Annotated in this window: 21 protein-coding genes and 1 tRNA gene; 7 read left to right on the forward strand and 15 right to left on the reverse strand. The window is 64.3% G+C overall.

Annotated elements, in window-relative coordinates; translation table 11 throughout:
• Positions 1-2: 2 nt before the first annotated feature.
• Positions 3-767 carry a crotonase/enoyl-CoA hydratase family protein gene (locus tag QX128_RS20200; RefSeq protein ID WP_316238320.1) on the reverse strand — a complete coding sequence of 255 codons (765 nt, stop codon included), beginning with the start codon at positions 765-767 and terminating at the stop codon, positions 3-5.
• Positions 768-1,018: 251 nt separating this feature from the next.
• Between QX128_RS20200 and QX128_RS20205 the strand changes: the two genes are divergently transcribed.
• Positions 1,019-1,834, forward strand: coding sequence for a hypothetical protein (locus tag QX128_RS20205; RefSeq protein ID WP_316238321.1), 816 nt, complete (start codon positions 1,019-1,021; stop codon positions 1,832-1,834).
• 29 nt (positions 1,835-1,863) lie between these two features.
• On the opposite strand, the gene QX128_RS20210 is transcribed toward QX128_RS20205, so the two are convergent.
• The 3 genes from QX128_RS20210 to QX128_RS20220 form a co-directional block, all read right to left on the reverse strand.
• Positions 1,864-2,148, reverse strand: a complete 285-nt coding sequence (locus tag QX128_RS20210) for a hypothetical protein (RefSeq protein ID WP_315802330.1) — start codon at positions 2,146-2,148, stop codon at positions 1,864-1,866.
• Positions 2,149-2,390: 242 nt separating this feature from the next.
• Positions 2,391-2,759 carry a hypothetical protein gene (locus QX128_RS20215; RefSeq protein WP_315802331.1) on the reverse strand — a complete coding sequence of 123 codons (369 nt, stop codon included), beginning with the start codon at positions 2,757-2,759 and terminating at the stop codon, positions 2,391-2,393.
• Position 2,760: 1 nt separating this feature from the next.
• The gene (locus tag QX128_RS20220; RefSeq protein ID WP_316238322.1) at positions 2,761-3,261 is read right to left on the reverse strand and encodes a hypothetical protein; all 501 of its coding nucleotides are present in this window, start codon (positions 3,259-3,261) and stop codon (positions 2,761-2,763) included.
• Between the two features lie 395 nt (positions 3,262-3,656).
• Between QX128_RS20220 and QX128_RS20225 the strand changes: the two genes are divergently transcribed.
• The gene (locus QX128_RS20225) at positions 3,657-4,922 is read left to right on the forward strand and encodes a DUF892 family protein (RefSeq protein ID WP_315802333.1); all 1,266 of its coding nucleotides are present in this window, start codon (positions 3,657-3,659) and stop codon (positions 4,920-4,922) included.
• Positions 4,923-5,209: 287 nt separating this feature from the next.
• Here QX128_RS20225 and QX128_RS20230 read toward each other — a convergent pair whose 3' ends face one another.
• Together QX128_RS20230 and QX128_RS20235 are read right to left on the reverse strand one after the other, a co-directional pair.
• Entirely contained in the window at positions 5,210-5,425 is a 216-nt protein-coding gene (locus QX128_RS20230) for a hypothetical protein (protein ID WP_316218460.1), read from the reverse strand.
• A 235-nt stretch (positions 5,426-5,660) separates the two neighbouring features.
• Positions 5,661-6,056, reverse strand: a complete 396-nt coding sequence (locus tag QX128_RS20235; protein WP_316238323.1) for a hypothetical protein — start codon at positions 6,054-6,056, stop codon at positions 5,661-5,663.
• 175 nt (positions 6,057-6,231) lie between these two features.
• Here QX128_RS20235 and QX128_RS20240 point away from each other — a divergent pair, with 175 nt between their 5' ends.
• A complete protein-coding gene (locus tag QX128_RS20240) occupies positions 6,232-6,924 on the forward strand; it encodes a phytanoyl-CoA dioxygenase family protein (RefSeq protein ID WP_316238324.1) in 693 nt (230 codons plus the stop codon).
• A gap of 125 nt (positions 6,925-7,049) precedes the next feature.
• On the opposite strand, the gene QX128_RS20245 is transcribed toward QX128_RS20240, so the two are convergent.
• The 3 genes from QX128_RS20245 to QX128_RS20255 form a co-directional block, all read right to left on the reverse strand.
• The gene (locus tag QX128_RS20245; protein ID WP_315802337.1) at positions 7,050-7,343 is read right to left on the reverse strand and encodes an HdeA/HdeB family chaperone; all 294 of its coding nucleotides are present in this window, start codon (positions 7,341-7,343) and stop codon (positions 7,050-7,052) included.
• A gap of 801 nt (positions 7,344-8,144) precedes the next feature.
• Entirely contained in the window at positions 8,145-9,302 is a 1,158-nt protein-coding gene (locus QX128_RS20250; protein ID WP_316216558.1) for an IS481 family transposase, read from the reverse strand.
• 421 nt (positions 9,303-9,723) lie between these two features.
• Positions 9,724-11,502 (reverse strand): acyl-CoA dehydrogenase, encoded by a 1,779-nt coding sequence (locus tag QX128_RS20255; protein ID WP_315802338.1) that lies wholly within the window; start codon positions 11,500-11,502, stop codon positions 9,724-9,726.
• Between the two features lie 289 nt (positions 11,503-11,791).
• Here QX128_RS20255 and QX128_RS20260 point away from each other — a divergent pair.
• The 4 genes from QX128_RS20260 (at position 11,792) to QX128_RS20275 (ending at position 14,787) form a co-directional block, all read left to right on the forward strand.
• Positions 11,792-11,866 (forward strand) — tRNA-Gln (locus QX128_RS20260).
• Between the two features lie 1,010 nt (positions 11,867-12,876).
• Positions 12,877-13,401: a dienelactone hydrolase family protein gene (locus tag QX128_RS20265; protein ID WP_315802369.1), complete on the forward strand. Its 525-nt coding sequence runs from the start codon at positions 12,877-12,879 to the stop codon at positions 13,399-13,401.
• 208 nt (positions 13,402-13,609) lie between these two features.
• The gene (locus tag QX128_RS20270) at positions 13,610-13,810 is read left to right on the forward strand and encodes a hypothetical protein (protein WP_316238325.1); all 201 of its coding nucleotides are present in this window, start codon (positions 13,610-13,612) and stop codon (positions 13,808-13,810) included.
• 5 nt (positions 13,811-13,815) lie between these two features.
• Complete coding sequence (locus QX128_RS20275) at positions 13,816-14,787, forward strand: bifunctional enoyl-CoA hydratase/phosphate acetyltransferase (RefSeq protein WP_315802370.1); 972 nt, start codon at positions 13,816-13,818, stop codon at positions 14,785-14,787.
• Between the two features lie 151 nt (positions 14,788-14,938).
• Here QX128_RS20275 and QX128_RS20280 read toward each other — a convergent pair whose 3' ends face one another.
• The 6 genes from QX128_RS20280 to QX128_RS20305 form a co-directional block, all read right to left on the reverse strand.
• Positions 14,939-15,220: an acyl carrier protein gene (locus QX128_RS20280; protein ID WP_316178390.1), complete on the reverse strand. Its 282-nt coding sequence runs from the start codon at positions 15,218-15,220 to the stop codon at positions 14,939-14,941.
• Positions 15,217-16,428, reverse strand: coding sequence for a dihydrolipoamide acetyltransferase family protein (locus tag QX128_RS20285; protein ID WP_315802372.1), 1,212 nt, complete (start codon positions 16,426-16,428; stop codon positions 15,217-15,219). Before QX128_RS20285 ends, QX128_RS20280 begins: the two co-directional genes overlap by 4 nt.
• Before the next feature lie 8 nt (positions 16,429-16,436).
• Positions 16,437-17,444, reverse strand: a complete 1,008-nt coding sequence (locus tag QX128_RS20290; RefSeq protein WP_315802373.1) for an alpha-ketoacid dehydrogenase subunit beta — start codon at positions 17,442-17,444, stop codon at positions 16,437-16,439.
• A gap of 6 nt (positions 17,445-17,450) precedes the next feature.
• Positions 17,451-18,455: a pyruvate dehydrogenase (acetyl-transferring) E1 component subunit alpha gene (gene pdhA / locus QX128_RS20295; RefSeq protein ID WP_315802374.1), complete on the reverse strand. Its 1,005-nt coding sequence runs from the start codon at positions 18,453-18,455 to the stop codon at positions 17,451-17,453.
• Positions 18,452-20,266 carry an acetate--CoA ligase gene (gene acsA, locus QX128_RS20300; protein WP_316238326.1) on the reverse strand — a complete coding sequence of 605 codons (1,815 nt, stop codon included), beginning with the start codon at positions 20,264-20,266 and terminating at the stop codon, positions 18,452-18,454. Before acsA ends, pdhA begins: the two co-directional genes overlap by 4 nt.
• Positions 20,267-20,670: 404 nt before the next feature.
• Positions 20,671-21,117: a YbhB/YbcL family Raf kinase inhibitor-like protein gene (locus QX128_RS20305; RefSeq protein ID WP_316238327.1), complete on the reverse strand. Its 447-nt coding sequence runs from the start codon at positions 21,115-21,117 to the stop codon at positions 20,671-20,673.
• Positions 21,118-21,124: the final 7 nt, after the last annotated feature.

The following is a 21,124-nucleotide window of genomic DNA, read 5'->3' on the forward strand; positions in this document are numbered from 1 at the left end:
GCTCATTTCTTCTTCTTGCGCGACAGGAACGCCTTGAACGCGCCGACCGCCTCCTCGGAGGTCATGCGCTCGGCGAACAGATAGGCCTCCTGGTCGATGCGGCGGGTCAGCTCGTCCGGCGCGGTGCGGATCAGCCTGCGCCCGATCGCGACCGCCTCGGCCGGCAGCCGGCAGATGTCGCGTGCCACCTTGTGCGCCTCGACCTCGGTATGGCCCGGCGCCACCACCGTATTGACGAAGCCCGCGATCTGCGCATCCTCCGCGGTCATGGTGCGCCCCATGACCAGCATCGCGAACGCGCGCTGATAGCCCATGGTCTGCGGCATCAGCAGGCTCGAGGCGCCCTCCGGCACCAGGCCGAGATGGATGAAGGGCGTCGAGAACGTCGCCGTGGTCGACGCCAGCACGTAGTCGCAATGGAACAGCATCGTCGTGCCGATGCCGATCGCGACGCCGTCGACCGCGGCGATGATCGGCTTGACGTTATGCGCCAGCGAATACAGGAACTTGGTCGCCGCCGACGTGCGCGCGGCGTCGCTGCCGGCATTGCCGGCATGCAGGAAATCCTCCAGATCATTGCCGGCCGTGAACACGCCGGAGCCGCCGTTGATGATGATGCATCGCACCAGCGGGTTGTTCTGCGCGGTGTCGATCGCATCGCTCATGCCGAGATACATGGCCTGGGTGATGGCGTTCTTCTTCTCCGGCCGCCGGAGCTTGATCGTCCGGGTCTCGCCCTCGTCGGTGACGATCAGATGGTCGGTCATGGGCCCCTCATGCGTGTGCGCCGGCCGCTGCGTTGCCGCCGGCCATTTGTCCAGTCCTGCATCTCACCGCAGCCTACATCATCCGCTGGTCGCGCCAAGGGCTGAAGCGGTCATTGGTCGCGAAGGGAATGCGGGCGTGACCGCAGGCGAGCGTACGCCATGAGTCTCGCCGTGGTTTACGACTGGTTTGCAACAGTATCGGCGTCCGCTATCGTCCCGCGCAGAACTGCGATGTTTTGCAAGGCAATTCGATGACCAAGCTCTTTTCAGTACTGCTGTCGCTGCCGCTGCTCTGTCAGGTCTTCCCGGGGATCGCTGAGGCTGCCGCCACCGACCGCGCGCTGCTGTCGCTGTTCTGCGCGCCCGGCGCGATCGCGGGCACCACCTGCAAGCGCGCCAGATCCTATCCCGACTCCGAGGGGCGCCGCTGTGACGTCACCCTGAAGCCGGAGCGGCAGCAGGGACGTTTCCTGGCCTCCAGCAATCCGCTGCTGCTCGTGAGCTATGGCAGCGGCTGCGAGCCGCACGCGACCGATTTCGGCGGCGCGGTCGTGTTCGAGCAGGTCGGCGGCGCCTACAAATTTCGCGGCTTCCAGCCGGGCATGCAGGTGGATGAATGCGTCATCTCCACCACCAGGAACGAAGCGCAGGACGTGCTCGTCTGCCTGACCGGGCATATGGGGCAGGGGGTGGTCGAGACGGGCGTGGCGCGCGTCGGCTTCGCCAATGCCAGCGGCGGGTCCATCGAGATGTCCTATGATTTTCTGCTGCAGGCCGAGGACACGACGGGAGCCTACCTGACCAACATCGTTACCTGTTCGGAGCAGCTCAAATATTTCGATCTGTCGAAGCTCGCGGCCGGGCCGAGCCCCGGAACGGTCGTTGCGGACGTGAGCTACGCCGACCGCGAGACGATCGAGACAGCCTGTGGCAAAGGCTTTCCGAAGCCGAAGGATGCGGAAGACATGCGCGAGCCCGCGGCGGGCGAGGGCTCGGTGCCGCAGGGTTACGCCAAGACCGGCAGCGTTGTCATCGACATCGCGAGCCGCGCGGCCAGGCTGCGCTGAGGGCCGACGGCGACGCCAAGCGCACCGTCTCACGCGGCGATGCGGCCGCCGCTGAGCGTTCCCCGGGCGGTGTAGGTCTGCAGCCCCGTGCTCGGCGGCGCTGTGGAGACCGTCACCCCGGTTGTGCCGTCCGAATAGGTGGTCGTGGTGATGATCTCGCCAGCGACCGTGATCGAGACCTTGCTGATCACGATCCTGCTCGCCGTCGGGACGCCGGCCGTGCTGACCGCGGAGCGCGATCCCGTTCGCGCCAGGGCGGTCGCCGCCGGGGCTGCTGACGTCGTGGTGACGGAGCCGATGGCATTGATGGGCATGGCTCGCCTCGCTCGGATGTGAGGCCGATGCGGGCTGCGGATCCGGTGCTGACGTCCGCACCCTGCGACGGGACTGTCGTCGCCTTTGGCCTCGTGCGTGAGGTCCGCCGCGAGGCTCGCGCCGCCGGGTTAACAATGTCTCAACGCGCCTCGCGGCGTATGGGCGCGCCGCAGGGCCCGCGGGCGTCGGGCTGCCCCGTCGTGGCGCGACCGGCCGCACGCGATCGATCCGCCTCTGCCGCCTATTTGGCGCCGTCGGACCGGGGGACGGGCGCTGCGCGCGAGGCAGCGGCCGGAGCCTGCTGCCGCACGGCCTCGCGCCGCAGGGCCTGCTCCAGCACCACCAGCCGCGTCGCCATGCGCGTCAGTTCGTCATGGACCGAGCCCTGAACGCCCTGCACGGCGTGCTGCACCTCGCGCAGTGCGTCGCGCTGGGTCTCGGCCTTGAGCACCCTGAACTCGGCCTCGATCGAGGTCAGGCGCTGGTTCACCGCCCGGATCGCCTCGGCGATCTCCTTCTGGCCGTCCTGCAGCGCGCGCACGTGATCGACCAGCCGCAGATGATCGGTCAGCTCCTCGACCGTCTTGCCGATGTTGCTGCGGCCCCACATCCTACTTCACCGACCTCAGCAGGTTCCTGATCGTCGCCAGATGATCCTCCGGCGATCCGAGTCGCGCCGAGATCGCGCTCATCAGATCCTTGCGCAGCTCCGACAGCTCGTCCTCCGGCACGATCCGCTCGGCTGGCTCATCATAGGGCATCCGCCGCGGCTCGACCTCGACGGGGCGTGGCGCGACGTCGAAATAAGGCGGCCGCTCGTAGACCGGGATGTGCGGCGCCTGACGCGATGAGGTGATGCGCGCCAGACCTGGAAATCGCGGCGGCGGCGTCCGCGCGGGACGTTCGATCTGGTCGATCAGCGCCGCCAGCGCGACATCCATGTTGCTGTCGTCAGGCTCCTCTTCGACGACGTAGGAGGGCTTCCGCACTGTCGCCCCATTCGCGGGCGATGATAGCGCAAACGACGATGCGTGGTCGCGGAGTCGCTCGATGACCCGGCGGACTCGCTCGCCGAGACCTGGCTTCTCCCTGGCCGGTGTTCGCATCAACATGTCACTCTCCAGCGGAACAGCTTAGGCGAGTAGGGAAAACCTTAGCAAGAGGCCATCGTTCAGCTGCCAACAGGATGTCGCGCAGTAGCCCGCGCCCGGCGGCGCATGCGCTGACCCCCGGCCGGTTCCTCTTGCGGATCCCTGGCACGAACGCGCGAAGCGCCGATGACGCCGGCAACCCAGGTGTGAAGTGCGTTCCGGCGTGCATATGGACCTGGCCGGCGGGGGGAGCTGGTTTGACGCGGCGTCGCCCCTGACCCTTCGTGCCGTGGCCGGCCTGCCGGGCCGCGCGGCCGGCAGGAACGCGCAACGCCATCAGTCGGAGGTAAGGAACAACCATGGTGCCCGGCCGTTCGGACCTTGCTTGCCGTCCCCGCAAACGTCCGAGGCCTTCCATGTATCACCACGTCAAGAAGCTGATGTTCACCGTCCGTGTCGACGAGCCCGATCCGCGCTTCGGCAACATGCTGCTGGAGCAGTTCGGCGGCGCGAATGGCGAGCTCGCCGCCGCCATGCAGTACTCGATCCAGGGTCTCAATTGCGAGGACCCCGATCGCAAGGACCTGTTGATGGACATCGGCACCGAGGAGCTGAGCCATCTCGAGGTCGTCGGCACGCTCGCCCGCATGCATCTCAAGCCCGCCAAGTTCGACCGCGAGGCGGCCGAGGCCGATCCGCTGATCGCGATCGCCGGCGGTGGCGGCGTCAACCTGTTCAACTCGCAGGGCAGCGCCTGGACCGCGGACTATCTCAAGATCACCGGCGAGCTCGACGTCGACCTGCGCAGCAACATCGCCGCCGAAGCCCGCGCCAAGATCGTCTACGAGCGGCTGATCAATTTCACCGACGATGCCGGCACCAAGGACGCGCTGCAGTTCCTGATGACGCGCGAGATCACCCACATGAAGGCGTTCGCGCTGGCGTTGGAGAGCATGAACAAGCCGGCCTTCAGCATCGGCCGCATCGCGCCGACGCCGGGCCTGGTCGATCAGTTCTTCAACGATTCCACCGGCACCGGCGACCACGGCGAGATCGACACCCGCGGTCCCTGGAACGAGGGCGGCGACTGGGTGTTCACGGAATCGCCGGCGATCCAGGCCGAGAACGGCGCGGCCAATGCGATCGTCACCGAGAGCTCGCCGCCGGCCGACGAGGCCGGCCTCGGCGATCTCCTGATCGAGGAGCTGCGCGACATCCTCCACGCCGAGAAGCAGCTCACCAAGGCGCTGCCGAAGATGGCGGAGGCCGCGCGCTTCGATCAGCTCCGCGAACTGTTCGAGCAGCACCTGGCCGAGACCGAGGCGCAGATCGAGCGCATCAACGAATGCTTCGAGCTGCTCGGCAAGACGCCGCGGGCAAAACCCTGCAAGGGCATGATGGGCCTGGTCGAGGAAGGCCAGGAGATCATCGCGCAAGGCGAGGACAAGGAGGATGCCGCCGCCGATCTGGCGCTGATCGGCGCCGCCCAGCGCGTCGAGCATTACGAGATGTCCGGCTACACCACCGCGCGCAATCTCGCCCAGCAGCTCCGCCACAGCGCCGTCGTCGCCCTGCTGTCGAAGTCGCTGGCCGAGGAGGAGAACGCCGATCAGCTCCTCAACCAGGTCGCCCGCTCGCTGATGTCCGTCGCCAAGATGCCTGCCGCGATCGAGCAGGCGTGATTGGGAGTAGGGCGGATGAGCAAGCGTCATCCGCCGTTTTTCCGCGAAGATGGCGGGTTACGTCTTCGGCTAACCCGCCCTATTTTCTACGCAGCGGCCGACCTCCCTGGAGGCAAGGCTCGCGTCGAACATCGCAGCTATGTGCTCGTCTCCCTCCACGTCGTCATGGCCGGGCTTGTCCCGGCCATCCACGTCATACCGCGCGCTGAGAACCGCGTGGATGCCCGGGACAAGCCCGGGCATGACGGAGTAACCAACGCTGCGATCGCGTGCCGCAGCGGCTCGACTTATTCTGCGGACGTCCGCCACCGCTCCGCGCGCCGGGCATGCACCGGCGTCAGGCAGCGCCGGGCACGGTTGATCTGCGCGTCGGTGGCGCCGCGGCTGCGCGCATACATCTCGGCGACCTCGGCCGTGTACTTCTCGACGTAGTAACGGACATCTGAGCACGACATCCGCGTCTCCGCACCTGACTCGCCCGCCGCCTGAAGCTCCGATCCCATCGCCAGGATCAGCAGCCCCCCAGCCATCACGCCCCGCAACATCGACATCCCCCCTGATTGCCTTGTTTGCTAACAGCAGTGAATCGTGCCGGCGGCGCAAATTAACAATCGCCCGATCGCGAAGTCTGACGCGCAGTGTTGCTTGGCGGCGTCACCGCAGTGTCACGGCCGACTGCCGATACGCCACGGTTCCGCGCGGGAACTGTTAGTCAGGCCATCGCGGATGCACGACGGCTCACACCGTCATGCTCTGGCTTGACGTGCCGGTGCCGCCGCTCGTGCCGTTTCCGGAAGCGCCTTGTGCATTGTAGCCTTGCGCATTGTAACCCTCCGCGCCCTTGCTGCTGCTGTCCGATGCGGCTGCGGTCTTGGTCACCTCGGTCGATCCGTCGGAATAGGTGACGGTTGTCGTGGTGACGCCATCGAGCGTGATCGACACCTCGCTGACCACTGCCTTGCTCGAAGACGAGCCACCGCTGCGGGAGGAACTTTGCGATGCGCCGTCGGCCGGGCTCGTGGCCGACGACGAGGCCGTGGCGGTCGTCGACGAAGTTGCTGTGGTGGACAATGGGGCGGTGGTGGCCTGGGCCGAGACCGTGGAGAGAGGAGAACTGACGGAGCTGATCGACATGGGACTCTCGCGTGAAGAGGGACCAACCGCGCGAGCCGCGCGGTTTGCTTCTTCAACGCAACGAGAGCGCGGAGCTGGCGCGACGAGTTGCGTCTGATTGTGTCCGTGCCCCGCTGCGCTGTCGCCGAACTGGCGATTGCCAAACGCCTTGGGTGCGCTCTAATCTCACGCGCGTATGACCGTCGAGTTCTCCTCTCTCCAGAAGTCCCGCTTTGCTGACGCCGGTGCGGTGCATTTGCCGGCGTCGCTCGATGCGTCGGCGTTGCGCGGACTTGTCGCGGCCTTGTCCGGCCACGCACCAGCGCAGGCCGGCACGCGTCTGCACGGCGTGGCAGCGTTGACACCCTTTCTCGCCAATGACGGTCCGGTCGGCCGCGCCGCCGCCGCCGTTCTTGGGGACGCGACGCGCCCGGTTCGCGCCGTTTATTTCGATAAGACTGCGCAGGCCAACTGGGCGGTGCCCTGGCATCAGGACCGCACCATCGTGGTCCGTGACCGCATCGAGGTCGCAGGCTTCGGCCCCTGGACGATCAAAGGCGGCCTGCAGCACGTCGCGCCGCCTTATGAGGTGCTCGCGCGAATGGTCACCCTGCGCGTCCATCTCGACGCCGTCCCTGACGGCAACGCGCCGCTCCTGATCGCCCCCGGCTCGCACCGCCTCGGTCGCATCCCGGAAGCCGATGTGCCCGTCGTCGTCGCGCGCTGGGGCACCGCCGTATGCCGCGCCGAGCCGGGCGACATCTGGCTGTATGCGACACCGATCCTGCACGCGTCGGAGCCGTCCGTGCAGCCCGGACATCGTCGCGTGCTGCAGGTCGACTTTACGGCGGACGAGTTGCCGGGTGGGCTGATCTGGTTGGGCGTATGAGCCGTCCCGACGGAGCAGGGGCATAAGCGCAGCGTCATCCGCCGTTCGAGGAGCGGCGAGACGGCGGATTACGCTGTCGCTAACCCGCCCTACGCAGCCTGCTTCAGCAATTCGTCGATGGCCTGTTACTTGCCGAGAATCTTCTCCGCGGCCGTCACAATGCTGACCGAGGGATGCTCGGCGCAATAGGTGCCGAACTTCTTGGCGTTGGCGACGAACTCCTCGGTGTCGAACAGCGCTTCGTCCTGGTCGCCCTTGTACCAGCCGTCCAGCCAGATCAGCACCATCTTGATGGTGTCGTCGCCGCTTTCGACGAACTGCTTGCAGCTCATGGTCGAGAGATCGAGCACGACGGCGGAGGCCGGAGCAGGGGACAGCAGAACGGCCGCGGTGAACAGAGGAGCGACGAGCGATTTCATGGGGCGTCTCCAAACGGATATGATGAAAACAATGAACTATGCAGAGCGTTACCAATCCCTTCGCAGACCGAGCTGAAAGACGTGGTTCCGGTCGCGGCGAGCGGCAGTGGTAGCACTGGCCGGAGCGCGCTCAGAAGTCAAGGATGCGGCGGTTGGGTGCGGCGATCCGATGCGCCCGTCGGGCAACTCACCTCGATCCGAAGCCGTGGTGTCAATGGATTCCGAAAAACATAAATCGCTTGGCGGCTTCCCCAAATCAGCATTATGGTCCGCGCATCCCGTTGCACGGTAGGGGACGGTTCGCGGTCGTCACGGACGTTTGCAGCGGGATGCGGTGGACGCGGGCGGGCGGCGTGCTGATAGCACGGACGAACGTCAGGCTCGCGGACGGTGAAGGCGTGTGGTTCTGATACTCCGATGCTAGTATCCAGCGCGATGCGCGAGAGCGCGTCGTCGCGACATGGTGGCCAGAAAGCCCGGTGCACCAGGAAGAGCGCGCTATAGCCCGTTAAAACCATCGCGCGGGGAAGGCCGGGTCTGTCCGGCTGTACCTGTGGTGACTGCCGCCTGCTTTATTTCTGCAGGCGGGCCACGGGCCTCAGCCGAGGTCCGGCCTTCCTCGCGCCCTCCATCTGGAGAGGGCGGGACTTCTGGGCATCACTCGGGCGCGGCAGGCGTCGCGAGACCGCGAATGCTCATCTCATCACGAGCTCATCTGATGCGGCATTTTGTATGGCAGTGTGGATCGGGACTGTGCGCCTGGCGTCATTGCGAGCGCAGTGTTTAGCCCGGAGACATAGCTTACACCTGTTCGGGGACATGGTTGACACTTTTGGGGTCACGCAAATCGATCGCTGCGATCTGATGAGCGGCAAAGAAAACTCCGAATTTTCCGTCTTGTCTGAGTGGACGAATAGCGAGTCGCTCACCGCGAAAGGCTTGAGGGACTTTCCAGAGCCGTCCCTCGAAACTGACATAGGCCTTCGTGCTCGACACGGAACGGACGATCTCCCCCTCGTCGTAGTCCACCGTCGGAAGGCGATCCGGCATGGTGCGTTGGCTGGGCCGATAGCGGCTTGCCGGCACATTGAAGTCGAGAGCCTCATGGGGGCGGTCGAGATTGTAGACGGCTCGCCATTCGTCGAGTGCCCGCTGGACATCGGGAAGGTCCCTGTAACGCTTGAAGGCAAAGACCTCGGCCTTCAGGCTGCGGTGGAAGCGTTCGTTCTTGCCGCGGCTCTGGGGATGATAGGGCCGGCTATGGATCGTTCGAACGCCGAGCTTCAGCAGCCAGACCGTCAACGCGGTCCAGGGGTCTTCGAGAGTAAAGCCCCAGGGGCCACCGTTGTCGACGAACATCGCATCCGGCAGTCCATAGCGGCGGAACGTCGTCTCCAAATGTCCTTTGACCGTAGAGCCGCGCTCATTGTCGCAGGCCGCCAGGCACAAGGAAAAGCGCGAGTGATCGTCCAGCGCGGTGAGCGGATGACAAGACACACCGTTCTCCAGCGCACTGTGTCCCTTGAAGTCCATCTGCCACAGCTGATTGGGCGCATCCTTCTCGAACCGCGTGTAGGGCTGCCCGGGCGTGCCGCCAGGCTCCGTCACCCGATCGTAGCGGCGCAGGATGTTATGCACGGTGGAGATCGCCGGGACAGCTTGCCCATCGCGATCGAGACGATGCGCGAGCTTGCGCGCGCCCCAGGCCGGGTGAGCATCGCGCAACGCGACAATCTGCTGCTCAGTCGCAGCTGCGGTGCGCTCCGGACTTCGATGCGGCCGCCGCGACCGGTCCGCCAGCGTCGTATCGCCGGCGTCAGACCGCTCGATCCATTTGTAGCCGGTCTGGGGGCTGATGCCGAACCGCCGACACAGCTGCCGCCGGTTGGCTCCCTCCTGCTTGGCAAGCATCACAAACTCTCGTCGCTGGTCCATGACAGACACCTCTCGCCACGGCATCGCTCGCCCCTTTGCTTGACGAATCGAGCCAATTTTGAGGTGTCAACCATGTCTCCGAACACCTGTCAGCCATGTCCCCGGGCTGAACAGCAGCGAAGCAATCCAGAGTCCTTGCTCGACCCTAGATCGCTTCGCTGCGCTCGCGATGACGGAATTCCGAGTAGACGGCCTGCGCAAGAAACGACCTTCATCGCCACAAAGTTTGCAATGACGTAGTGCGGGGCAGGGCGCGGCCACAACCTCAACTGTCGTCCCGGCCTTGAGCCGGGACCCATAACCCCAGGGAGGAGTGCGGGGCACGATGGAGGAGCGATTGGGCCAAGCCATGACCGCCGGTGAGTCTGGGTCCCGGCTCAAGGCCGGGACGACACCTTTTGTGTGGCGCATGTCGCGCCACCAGCACATTGTGTGGCTCGAGTCCTCACGCCACCAGCACGGCCTCCGCGGCGAGCACGGCGTCGGCGCCATCGGTGACGGTCTTTTCCAGCGACGGCGCCTGCACCGCGAACGTCTCGGCGAAGAAGCGGGCCAGCGCGACGTGGCGGGCGCCGTCGGTCTCGTTCTCGCTGCGCGCGGCCAGCGCCTCGTTGGCGAGCATGCAGCCGCCGAGCGCGGAGCCGAACAGGCGCAGGTAAGGCGTGGCGCCGGCGAGCGCGTCGTTCGGCGCGGTGCCGAGCTTGTCCAGCAGCCAGCGGCTGGAGCGGTCGAGCGCGCCCAGCGCGTCGCGCAGCTTGGCGCCGGTGGTGCCGAAGGCCGGATCGTTCGAGGCCTCGACGCGGCGGACGATCTCGGTGAGCTCGTCGAGCAGCTTGAACACCGAGGCGCCGCCATTGGCGCCGAGCTTGCGCGTCACCAGGTCGATCGCCTGGATGCCGTTGGTGCCCTCGTAGATCGCGGTGATGCGGGCGTCGCGATAGTGCTGTGCGGCGCCGGTCTCCTCGATGAAGCCCATGCCGCCATGGATCTGCACGCCGAGATAGGCGACCTCGTTGCCGATGTCGGTGGAGAAGGCCTTCGCGATCGGCGTCAGCAGCGCGCCGCGCGCGGCGGCCTCGGCACGGACGGCCGGATCCTTGGCGCGCACGGCGACATCGAGCGCGACGGCGGTGGCGTAGCAGATCGAGCGCGAGGCGGCGGTCAGCGAGCGCATCTGCATCAGCATGCGCTTGACGTCGGGATGGGCGATGATCGCATCGGAGCCGGTGCCTTTGCTGCCGACGGCGCGGCCCTGTTTGCGCTCCTGCGCATAGGCCAGCGCCTGCTGATAGGCGCGATCGGCGACGCCGACGCCCTCGAGGCCGACGCCGAGCCGCGCCTGGTTCATCATCGTGAACATGCAGCGCATGCCGGCATTCTCTTCGCCGACGAGATAGCCGATGGCGCCGCCATGGTCGCCCATCGTCATGGTGCAGGTCGGCGAGGCGTGCATGCCGAGCTTGTGCTCGATGCCGCTGGCATAGATGTCGTTGCGGGCGCCGAGCGAGCCGTCGGCGTTGACGAGGAATTTGGGGATGAGGAAGAGCGAGATGCCCTTGGTGCCGGCCGGCGCGTCCGGCAGCCGCGCGAGCACGAAATGCACGATGTTGTCGGTCATGTCGTGATCGCCATAGGTGATGAAGATCTTCGAGCCGGTGATGCGGTAGGTGCCGTCGGCGGCGCGCTCGGCGCGGGTGCGCAAGGCGCCGACATCGGAGCCGGCCTGCGGCTCGGTCAGCTGCATGGTGCCAGTCCACTCACCGGAGATCAGCTTGCCGAGATAGATGTCCTTCAGCTCGTCGCTGCCATGCGCGTCGAGCGCCTCGATGGCGGAGAGTGTCAGCAGCGGACACAGGCCGAAGGCGACGTTCGAGGCGCTCCAGATCTCGGTGCAGGCGGCGTTGATGGCGAGCGGCAGGCCCTGGCCGCCATGCGCCTCGGGGCCGGACACCGCGTTCCAGCCGGCCTCGGTCCAGCGCTTGTAGGCATCGGGCCAGCCCGGCGCGGTCGTCACCTTCTTGTCGGCGAGCTTGACGCCGTTCCTGTCGCCGATCGTGTTGAGCGGGGCGAGCACGTCGGTGGCGAACTTGCCGGCTTCCTCGAGCACGGCGGCGGTGATGTCGGGGTCGAAATCGCCGTAATGGCCGGCCTCGACCGCCGCCTTCAGCCCGGCGCCGTGGTTGAGGGCGAGCAGCATGTCGTTGAGCGGGGCGCGATAGGTCATGGCGTGTCCTCGGGGGTCGAAATTTGCCGGTTTGGCCGCCGTCATCCCATGAAACCGGCCGGGTCTCAACTTTTTCGCAAGTCGTTGCGGCAGGCCGCCGCGGCGGCTCGGGACGGGCGGGATAAGAGCTTGTCCAAATTGACGAATTGGCGGCAGCCCCGGATCACTTGGGCGCGCCGTAAAATTCCTGCCGCCCGGCGGTTGAAATGGGCGGGCGCGCTCTGTAGACCACGGACGCCGATCCGGAATCGCCGGGCGTCTCCACGCTACGCCGATCCGCCGAGCCTGATGGGGCGTAGCCAAGCGGTAAGGCAGCGGATTTTGATTCCGCCATTCGGAGGTTCGATCCCTCCCGCCCCAGCCAGATTTCTGCTGCCCGGTCAGTATCTTACATTTTCACGATTTTGTTGTTCTGAAACTCGCCAGAGACCGCATTCTGAAACTCCGTTTGCGTTGTGTTCGCCAAGACGTGAGCTCGTCGTTTGCGTGTGGCCGCAAGGATGCGCGGAGCTGTGCGCTTGGCATAGCCGGCGTAACTTTCCTTTGTGCAGTGTGCCGACAGGGCGCGCCCCTGTCCCTCCGTAAGTTCGGCTTCCTCAAGCTCGGTCATCCCGCCGTGTCGGCAGGCGTCGAGACTGTCAGCAAACCCTACTCGTTCTCCGGCATGCAGAAGCTCGTTCAACGGATGCGGAAGGAAATTTGGTCTGCCCGTCACGTTCACACTCGACGGCGAATTCGGCCGGGTATAGTCGGTGAACTACGCGCCATGCCTTGCGGCATAGGCCGACGAGTTTTTCGCCGCGCCGAAAGAGGACACTTTCGCCCGCGCTATTCGCGGCGCGCGGGGTGATACTCTTGATCGGCAGCGATCCGATGCGCTCACCTTTTTTGTTTCGCAGATCGCAGACGGCTTGCATGCTGTGCTCATAGCTTGGCCACGACCGCTTCGAGACCTTCTCAAGATACGCCTTCGTCTGCTTATATTCGCGGAAAAGCCAGTCAAGCGACCCGACGCGCGCTATAGAAGCTTTCGCGTAGATCACACCCAATCTCGCTCGAAGAGCGCCATTTTCCGCTCGCCGTGACAATTGGTGATTGTAAGATCGTCACCGGAGAACCGGACACTCATTGATCTGTGTCAAGAAACAAAGCCTATCGAGAATACAAGGTTGCGGCCTCTACCGAGGAGCCGCTTTATCGATGGCACAGGTAAGAAGTGACACCCACGACATCCGGATCCCGCCGATTGGTCTTGCAGGAGTGTTGCATGTCCCGGGAGATGCCTATGCAATTGTCGCCTTCGTACATGGGAGTGGTTCAAGTCGGTTGAGTCCGCGAAACCGGGCGGTCGCAGACGCATTGAACACCCGGGGTATGGCGACGCTTCTATTCGATCTTCTCACCGACGATGAAGAGGATGATCGGGCCAACGTCTTCGATATCTCGCTGCTAGCGGACCGGCTCGCTGGCGTTGTCAGCTGGCTGGATGCACAGCCGTCTCTCGCAAGACTTCCCCTGGGCCTGTTTGGGGCCAGCACTGGAGCTGCGGCTGCACTCGTTGCGGCCGCGAAATTTCCCCGCCGCGTGAGGGCTGTCGTATCGCGGGGCGGCCGTCCGGACCTTGCTGGTGACTTCCTTGATGAAGTTCGGGCCCCCACCCTCCTTGTTGTGGGAGGAGCGGATGTCGGCGTGATCGAACTCAACGAGGAGGCGTTGGCACGGCTGCAGGGTTTGAAGGCCTTGGAAATCATTCCGGGTGCCAGCCACCTGTTTCCCGAGCCGGGAGCGCTGGAGGCGGTTATTGAGCATGCTGCTCGCTGGTTCGAACATTATCTCGGGGCTGGCTCGGAGAAGTCGGCGCCCGGTATCGGGACCGAAAACGAGCGCAAGGGATCGTAGCGCCGTTCGAGAGCCGATTGGAGACGAGATGGATCGTTTTCGTCTCCGGCCACATGCGACCTGCCTCAGCCGAACGTGAACAGCCAGTCCGTGACGGCACAACGATCACGACGCTGGGCGCAAGGCTGACGAGCTTCTGCAATTCGCTGCCAAGTAACAACGATGCAGGCACGCGACGTGTCATGACCACCCCTGCGCAGGACGTGTCATGACCAGCCCTGCGCAGAAAGGCAGTTTGAAGCAATGCTGGATATCGCCGATCCGCTCCAGCCTCGCAGCCTCCGTGGCTGGATTGACGTTTCTCTCAAGCCGCCTGCTTGGTCGTCAGACCTTTGATTTACCTCATGGCACCCGTCTGTCCATGGGGCTGGATATGACAAGCATCTCCGAGCGGAGTCATGTCGGATGAATCCTATGGACAGCGGAACCATCACAGTCCAGCAAGGAGGCGCGTCTGTCCGCCCCGAAGCGAAGGGCCGTCACTATCAGAGGATCATTGAGCAAGCGGAAGGCCTGCAGCCCCTCCGCACAGCCGTCGTCCATCCAGTTGATGCCCTGTCTCTCAGCGGTGCCATCGAAGCAGCGCGAGCGGGCTTGATTCTGCCCGTGATGGTCGGGCCCGAGGCGAAGATACGGGCGGCGGCCGAGCAGGCCAAGCTCGATTTGACCCCTTACGAACTCGTTCCGGCTGAGCACAGCCATGCGGCCGCTGTACAGGCGGCCGCCCTCGCCCGCGACCGCAGGGTGGAAGCGCTGATGAAGGGCAGCCTGCATACAGATGAATTCATGATGCCGATCCTGGCTGAGGAGAAGCTGCGGACCGAGCGCAGGATGAGCCACATATTTGTCATCGACACCCCGCTCTATCCGCGGCCGCTTTTCGTGACCGACGCAGCCATCAACATCTATCCAAATCTCTCCGACAAAAGGGATATTGTGCAAAACGCAGTTGACCTTGCGCATGCGCTTGGCAATCCGTCGCCTCACGTCGCAATTCTCTCGGCGATCGAAACTGTTACCGAGAAGATTCGCTCCACGATCGATGCGGCGGCACTCTGCAAGATGGCGGATCGCGGTCAGATCACTGGAGCCGTCATCGACGGGCCACTCGCCTTCGATAATGCCGTTTCCAGGGAGGCGGCGACGAGCAAAGGCATCGTCTCTCCGGTTGCCGGACGGGCCGATATCTTTGTTGTGCCCGACATCGAGGCGGGTAACATGCTGGCAAAGCAACTCGAATATCTCGCCGGCGCGGACGTTGCGGGCGTTGTGATCGGTGCTCGCGTTCCCATCATTCTGACGAGCCGGGCCGACAAATCACTGGCGAGACTCGGATCTTGTGCAATCGCGTTGCTGTGGGCACGCTATCGCGTGCCGACTGCCTAGCAGAAACAGGACTTCTCGTCCTTAGACAGAGCCCAGCATCGCTCCGACCGGGGGGCGCGCGCCGCCGCCCGTTGCATCCTGATTCAAGCGGCCGGCGATTGAAGTTGCCGGGCAAGGCTCAGAACTCGCAATTCCCGCGGGCGCAACCAACTTACTCCTTGGCCGATTCCAGTTTGGCTCTGAGATAGGCGATCATTCCGGAGAGAGTAACGAGTTTGGGATAGTCGATCTCCGGAATATCGATGCCCGTCCGGTGATGTAGGGCGGTCACGAGGTTCAGGAAGTCTATCGAGTCAATATCGACGGTCTCGCGCAAATCAGCTGCTGGATCAATGTTTGCCAGATCGACTTCTGGCGCGATGTTGTTAAGCTCCTGCTTGACGATTTCGCTGAGCTCCCCCTGCATGGTTCTGCGAATCTCGATCTCGGTCATAGCTTTTCAGGCTCCTGCAAAAGTCTGCCGATCTCGGCCAGAAACAAGGCGCCGGCGTGTCCATCGGTCACGCGATGATCACCTGCCAGCGTCATGGTCACCACGGAACGGGGGCCGATCACGCCATCGATGATCCAGGGACGCGTAACGACCTTACCAAAGCCAACGATCGCGACCTGGGGTGGATAGATGATGGCATAGAGAGCTTCGACTCCGCGCTCGCCTAGGCTGGATACTGTGATCGTCGGATCTGACAGTTCCGAACTGCGAATCCGCCCCGAGCGCGTTCGTTGCACCAGGTCGCGTAAGCTGCTCATCAAGTCGTGGAGCGGCAGTCGGTCCGCGTCATGCAGAGCCGGCGCCGCCAAGCCGCCGCCGCGGATCGCAATGGCAACCCCGACATGCACCGCCTTTGACGGCTCGAATTTGTTGTCGCGGTAGAAGCCGTTGAAGGCTGGAAAGCGACGAATCGCCAGCGCGACCGCCTTCAGCGCAAGCGCGCCGATCAAAAGGCGGCTGTCGGGCGGAAGCGCCACGTTTTGGTCGGCCAGCCAGTGTTCGCATGGCGTGACGTCGATCTGATGTTCAAGATAATAGTGTGGGATCTCCCGCTTCGACCGGGCCATTGCGGCCGCGATGGCTGTCCGCATCGCCGCGAGATCAAGCCAGCCCGCGCGCCTCTTTTCGGTTGGTGGCGGGGTTGCGCCGGACTGTCGCTCCACGTCGACGTAGACGATTGCTCCGCCCGGTCCACTGCCGGTGATGGTGGAGAGATCGACGCCGCGTTCTGCGGCGAGCCGTCGTGCGGCAGGCGAAGCGGGAAGCCGTCCCACGACAGCAGCCGCAAGCGGTGGCGGCATTGGCGCGCCGATCGGCGTGGGCGGTGGTTGGGAGGGCACCGCAATCGGGGGATGCGCGGTTGGCAGAGGTAACGGCGGTGGCACCGGCGCTGTGACGGCGGCTCTTTCTTCACCGTCGGTACGGATCAGTGCTAGCGGCGTTCCGACTGGCACCTTGCTGTGAAGATTGACGAGGAATTTTTCGATTTCGCCGGCCAGGAAGGTTTCGATCTCGATCGCGCCCTTCTGTGTCTCGACCACCGCAACAATATCGCCGCGTTTGACCCGGTCTCCCGGCTTCACCAGCCATTCCACCAGCGTGCCGGCTTCCATATCGGCGCCGAGAGAGGGCATGAGGAATTCGGCCACGGCCCGCCTCACGTCCGGCCGAGCGCCGTTTTCGCAGCGGTCACGATCTTCGCTGTCTGTGGCAGTGCCGCGTTTTCGAGGTGGTGAGGGTAGGGGATCGGCACCTCCTCGCTGCAAACCCGCCCGATCGGCGCGTCGAGCGACCAGAAGGCTTGTTCGACGATGCGCATGCCGATCTCTGCCGCCAGGCTCCCGGAGCGCCAGCCTTCGTCGACGATGACGGCACGTCGGGTCTTGGCCACCGAAGTCATGATCGTGGCGTCGTCGAGCGGCCGCAGACTGCGCAGATCGATCACCTCGGCATCGATGCCATCGGTTGCGAGCGCGGTCGCAGCCTCGAGCGTCTTCCAGAGCGACCCGCCATAGGTGATGAGAGAAATATCGCGGCCCTGGCGGCGCACGGCAGCCTTGTCGATATTGACGGCTCCGGCACCGGACGCGAGCTTGCCCGACATGTTGTAGAGCATGACGTTCTCGAAGATCAGCACCGGGTCGGGTTCCTGTAGGGCGGTCCACAGCATGCCGCGGGCATCTTCCAAGGTTGCCGGCGCGAGCACCTTGATGCCGGGAATATGTGCGTACCAGCCTTCAAGGCTGTGGGAATGTTGGGCTGCCAGCTGGCGGCCGGCACCGGTGGCCATGCGGATCACAAGCGGCACGCCGAACTGATTGCCCGACATGTGGCGCACCGTCGCTGCATTGTTGAGGATCTGATCGAGCGCGAGCAGGCTGAAATTGACCGTCATCAGCTCGACGATCGGCCGCATGCCAGCCATTGCTGCGCCAATGCCGGCGCCGGTAAAGCCTGACTCCGAGAGCGGCGTATCGCGAATCCGCTGCGGCCCGAATTCGGCGAGCAGTCCGTGACTCACCGCGTAGCAGCCGCCATAGCGACCGACGTCCTCACCCATCAGAAAGACGCGGTTGTCGCGGCTGAGCGCGTCCCGAAGCGCTGCACGCACCGCCTCGCGATAGGTCATCTCGATTGCATTGGTCCTGGGTGCCACCTGCTGCATGAAACCTCACATCCCGGTGGGGACCGCTCTGTCTGCATAAACAAAGCGGCTCAGTTGCTCGGTCGGCTCCCATGTCCCGGCCTCAGCAAAAACGACTGCTTCAGCGATTTCGGCATCGATCTCGGCCGTCATGCGGGACACCTCGTCCGGATGGACCATGTGATTGGCCTCGAGCCATCCCTGGAAACGCACAATCGGCTCCCGTGGACGCCACGACTCGACCTCGGCCTTGTCGCGGTAGAGCTGGGGATCGAACATTGAATGCGCGCGCAGCCGATAGGTGCGGCATTCAAGAAAATAGGGCATGCGCGTTTTGCGCACCGCCTGGACCGCGCGGCGGGCCGCCGCCTCGACCGCCACCACATCCATGCCATCGACGGCTTCCGAAGTGATGCGGTAGCATGCCGCCTTGCGCTGGATGTCAGTTTCGGATTCCGAAAGGGCGAGCGCGGTTCCCATGGCGTAGAGATTGTTTTCGCACACGAACAACACCGGCAACTGCCAAAGCTCCGCCAGATTCAGGCTTTCGTGGAATTCGCCTTCGGCCACCGCGCCGTCTCCGAAGAAGCATGCCGTGACGAGATCATCGCCCTGCATATGGGAGGCGAGCGCAAGGCCGATCGCCAACGGCAGGCCGCCACCGACAATGGCATTGCCGCCATAGAAATTGGTCGCGGCGTTGAACAAGTGCATCGAGCCGCCACGTCCGCGGCTGCAGCCTTCCTGCTTGCCGTACATCTCGGCCATCACGGTTGTCATCGGCACGCCGCGCACCAGGGCCTGCCCGTGCTCGCGATATGTCGCCACGATCCGATCGCGTTTTTCCAGCGCGGTTATCACTCCGACAGCGACCGCTTCCTCGCCGTCGTAGAGATGCATGAAGCCGCGGATCTTCTCCTGAGTGTACAATTCGGCACATTTCTCCTCGAAGCGGCGGATGCGGATCATGTGCTTGAGCAGACCCAGCATGTGCTCGCGCGACAAATGCGGCTTTGTGGCTGCAACCGTCATCGTTCCTCGCTTTCGAGAGTGGAGAGGTCGCCTTCGGGCAGACCGAGTTCGCGGGCCTTGAGGAGGCGCCGCATGATCTTGCCGCTGCGAGTCTTCGGCAGGTTCTGGCGGAACGCGATGTCCTTTGGCGCGACCGCCGGTCCGAGCCGCTGCCGCGCGTGGCCGAGGAGCTCCTTTCGCAGCGCGTCGCTCGGCGCAAAGCCCGGGTTGAGCGCCACATAGGCCTTGACCACCTCGCCGGCAGTGGGCTCCGGGATGCCAATCACGCCGGCTTCCGCAACGGCCTTGTGCTCCATCAGGGTGCTCTCCACCTCGAAAGGTCCGATCAGATGGCCGGAGCTCTTGATGACGTCGTCGGCGCGGCCGACGAACCAGTAATAGCCATCGCTGTCGCGCATCGCGAGGTCACCGGTGAGATACCAGCCGCCTGCAAAGCACTTCTTGTAGCGCGCCTCCTCGTTCAGATAGCCCCGCATCATCGACGGCCAGCCCGGATGCAAGGCCAATTCGCCCATGGCCATCGGCTTGGCAATCTCGCGCAGCCCGCCGCCTTCCAATCGTTCGACGATGCCGGCCTCGATGCCGGGTAGTGGTCGGCCCATCGACCCCGGCTTCACGTCCATCGACAGAAAATTCGTGATCATGATGCCGCCGGTCTCGGTCTGCCACCAATTATCGTGGAACGGCTTGCCGAAAGCCTCCATGCCCCACATCACGGCTTCCGGATTGAGCGGCTCGCCGACGCTGGCAAGCAGGCGCAGCGTCGACAGGTCGAACTTCTTGGCAAATTCGGCGCCGGCTTTCATCAACATGCGGATCGCGGTCGGCGCGGTGTACCAGACCGTGATTTTCTGATCCTGCAGAATGCGGTACCAGCGCTCGGTGTCGAACTCGGCCTGGTCGATGACCATGGTCACGCCATTGGTCAGTGGCGAAATGATTCCGTAAGAAGTCCCGGTGACCCATCCCGGGTCTGCGGTGCACCAGAAAATATCGTCGGGATGAAAGTCGAGCACGAGCTTGCCGGTCACATTGTGGGCGATGACCGCCTCGTGCACATGCACCGCTCCCTTGGGCGTGCCGGTCGTGCCGCTGGTGAAATGGAGCAGCGCCATATCCTCAGGGAGGGTCCGCACCGTCTCGAAGACTTCAGAGGCCTCCGCAAGCGCCGCAGCAAGGTCGATCGTATCGGGCGGCAAAGTGGCCGAGCATTCAGTCAGGAACAGTCTTTCCAGGCTGGCGAGCTCCCTGCGCCAGGGCTCGATCTTGCGGCGATAGAAGGCTTCGGTGGTGATGAGCGCCTTGGCTCCGCCGATCGTCATGCGCGCCTTGATGGGCTCGGGTCCGAACGCCGAGAACAAGGGTGAAAACACGCCGCCATTCTTCAACGTGCCGAGGGCTGCGATGTAGAGTTCCGGCACCCGCCCGAGCAGCGAGAAGACCCGGTCGCCCTTCCTTATCTCGTGCCGGGCCAGGGTGTTGGCGAAGCGGTTCACCTGGGCGCCGAGCGCGGCATAGGTGAAATCGCGAGTGCTGTCGTCGCGGCCGATCCAGCGCAGCGCAAGCTTGTCGCCGCGACCGGCCTTCATATGGCGGTCGATGGCCTCATGGGCGATGTTGAGACCGCCGCCGGGAAGCCCGTCGAGCAAGGCTCGCGCATCGGCCCATGAGAAGGTCCGCCTGGCCTGATCATAATCGATCAGGTTTGCGCCGACGTAGTCTTGCGGGCGCTTGCGGATTCGTTCCCATTGCCGCTGCTCGGTCTGAGCTTCACTCCCGCCGCGGGAGTTCGCCGCGTCCGTGGTGGTCATGATTGGCTCCGGTTCATTGCGAACGCGCCCGACGCGTCGCTGTACCAGCTAAAATTTGGTCCGAGCGCGCGGACGCTCGTTGATCTGCGTCAACAGTGAGCCCCGCGGTCTGCCGGTTTGGCACCATGTGACCTGTCCCCGAAGTTTCATCCAGCCGTAATTGGAGTCCTGTTGGGTTTGCACTGACGCAGGTGCGGCGCCCGCGTTTGGAGGCGCATATGAGCTGACGGTCATTGTCGATGACACCAGGCGAGCGAGCCGGAGATCCAGTTCGAGGGCCGCGATCACGCCACCCTAGTCATATCAATGGGGCGCGTTTCGCGAGCTTCTTGCCGATGCCCGACACGCGCGCTTTACCGCTGATTGACAATGGGTCATGTTTCTGTGCGCTCAGGTTGGCAGCGCTATCTCTCATAGCGGCCGACAAGAACCGCTTCCGCGAGCGCAAATTTGCGTGCCTCGCGCTCGATATCCCGGCAGGACGCGTTTGCCTTGGCCCTGACATGGTCGGTCGAAAGCGCGAGCAGCCGAAAATGATAACGATGCGGCCCGTGGTCATGTGGAGGGCAGGGCCCGCCATAGCCGGTCTTGTGGAAATCGTTCACCGCTTCCTTGATGATCACATTCGTGGCATTCTCGGCAAGCTCCGTCTTCGTGAGCGGAATGTCGTAGGCCGCCCAGTGATGCCAAGTGCCGGCGGGCGCGTCGGGATCGTCGCAGAGCAGCACGAAGCTCCGCGTTCCCGCTGGCGCACCGGACCACTGTAGAGGAGGCGAAACGTTGTCTCCGTCACAGGTAAAGTGCCGCGGAATGACCGCTCCGTCGGCAAAGGCGCTGGAAACGAGCTTCATGGCTCTC

Origin of the sequence: Bradyrhizobium sp. SZCCHNR1015, assembly GCF_032489875.1 — a bacterium.
Lineage (GTDB): Bacteria > Pseudomonadota > Alphaproteobacteria > Rhizobiales > Xanthobacteraceae > Bradyrhizobium.

Bases quoted from the DNA above. Each gene is read 5' to 3' on its own strand.
- QX128_RS20270 (WP_316238325.1), top strand. From the start codon at position 13,610: ATGACCAGCCCTGCGCAGAAAGGCAGTTTGAAGCAATGCTGGATATCG.
- QX128_RS20250 (WP_316216558.1), bottom strand. From the start codon at position 9,302: ATGCCGTGGCGAGAGGTGTCTGTCATGGACCAGCGACGAGAGTTTGTG.
- QX128_RS20235 (WP_316238323.1), bottom strand. From the start codon at position 6,056: ATGTCGATCAGCTCCGTCAGTTCTCCTCTCTCCACGGTCTCGGCCCAG.
- QX128_RS20265 (WP_315802369.1), top strand. From the start codon at position 12,877: ATGGCGACGCTTCTATTCGATCTTCTCACCGACGATGAAGAGGATGAT.
- QX128_RS20225 (WP_315802333.1), top strand. From the start codon at position 3,657: ATGTATCACCACGTCAAGAAGCTGATGTTCACCGTCCGTGTCGACGAG.
- QX128_RS20220 (WP_316238322.1), bottom strand. From the start codon at position 3,261: ATGTTGATGCGAACACCGGCCAGGGAGAAGCCAGGTCTCGGCGAGCGA.
- pdhA (WP_315802374.1), bottom strand. From the start codon at position 18,455: ATGACGGTTGCAGCCACAAAGCCGCATTTGTCGCGCGAGCACATGCTG.
- QX128_RS20275 (WP_315802370.1), top strand. From the start codon at position 13,816: ATGGACAGCGGAACCATCACAGTCCAGCAAGGAGGCGCGTCTGTCCGC.
- acsA (WP_316238326.1), bottom strand. From the start codon at position 20,266: ATGACCACCACGGACGCGGCGAACTCCCGCGGCGGGAGTGAAGCTCAG.
- QX128_RS20230 (WP_316218460.1), bottom strand. From the start codon at position 5,425: ATGGGATCGGAGCTTCAGGCGGCGGGCGAGTCAGGTGCGGAGACGCGG.
- QX128_RS20290 (WP_315802373.1), bottom strand. From the start codon at position 17,444: ATGCAGCAGGTGGCACCCAGGACCAATGCAATCGAGATGACCTATCGC.
- QX128_RS20255 (WP_315802338.1), bottom strand. From the start codon at position 11,502: ATGACCTATCGCGCCCCGCTCAACGACATGCTGCTCGCCCTCAACCAC.
- QX128_RS20205 (WP_316238321.1), top strand. From the start codon at position 1,019: ATGACCAAGCTCTTTTCAGTACTGCTGTCGCTGCCGCTGCTCTGTCAG.
- QX128_RS20240 (WP_316238324.1), top strand. From the start codon at position 6,232: ATGACCGTCGAGTTCTCCTCTCTCCAGAAGTCCCGCTTTGCTGACGCC.
- QX128_RS20280 (WP_316178390.1), bottom strand. From the start codon at position 15,220: ATGACCGAGATCGAGATTCGCAGAACCATGCAGGGGGAGCTCAGCGAA.
- QX128_RS20200 (WP_316238320.1), bottom strand. From the start codon at position 767: ATGACCGACCATCTGATCGTCACCGACGAGGGCGAGACCCGGACGATC.
- QX128_RS20245 (WP_315802337.1), bottom strand. From the start codon at position 7,343: ATGAAATCGCTCGTCGCTCCTCTGTTCACCGCGGCCGTTCTGCTGTCC.
- QX128_RS20305 (WP_316238327.1), bottom strand. From the start codon at position 21,117: ATGAAGCTCGTTTCCAGCGCCTTTGCCGACGGAGCGGTCATTCCGCGG.
- QX128_RS20215 (WP_315802331.1), bottom strand. From the start codon at position 2,759: ATGTGGGGCCGCAGCAACATCGGCAAGACGGTCGAGGAGCTGACCGAT.
- QX128_RS20210 (WP_315802330.1), bottom strand. From the start codon at position 2,148: ATGCCCATCAATGCCATCGGCTCCGTCACCACGACGTCAGCAGCCCCG.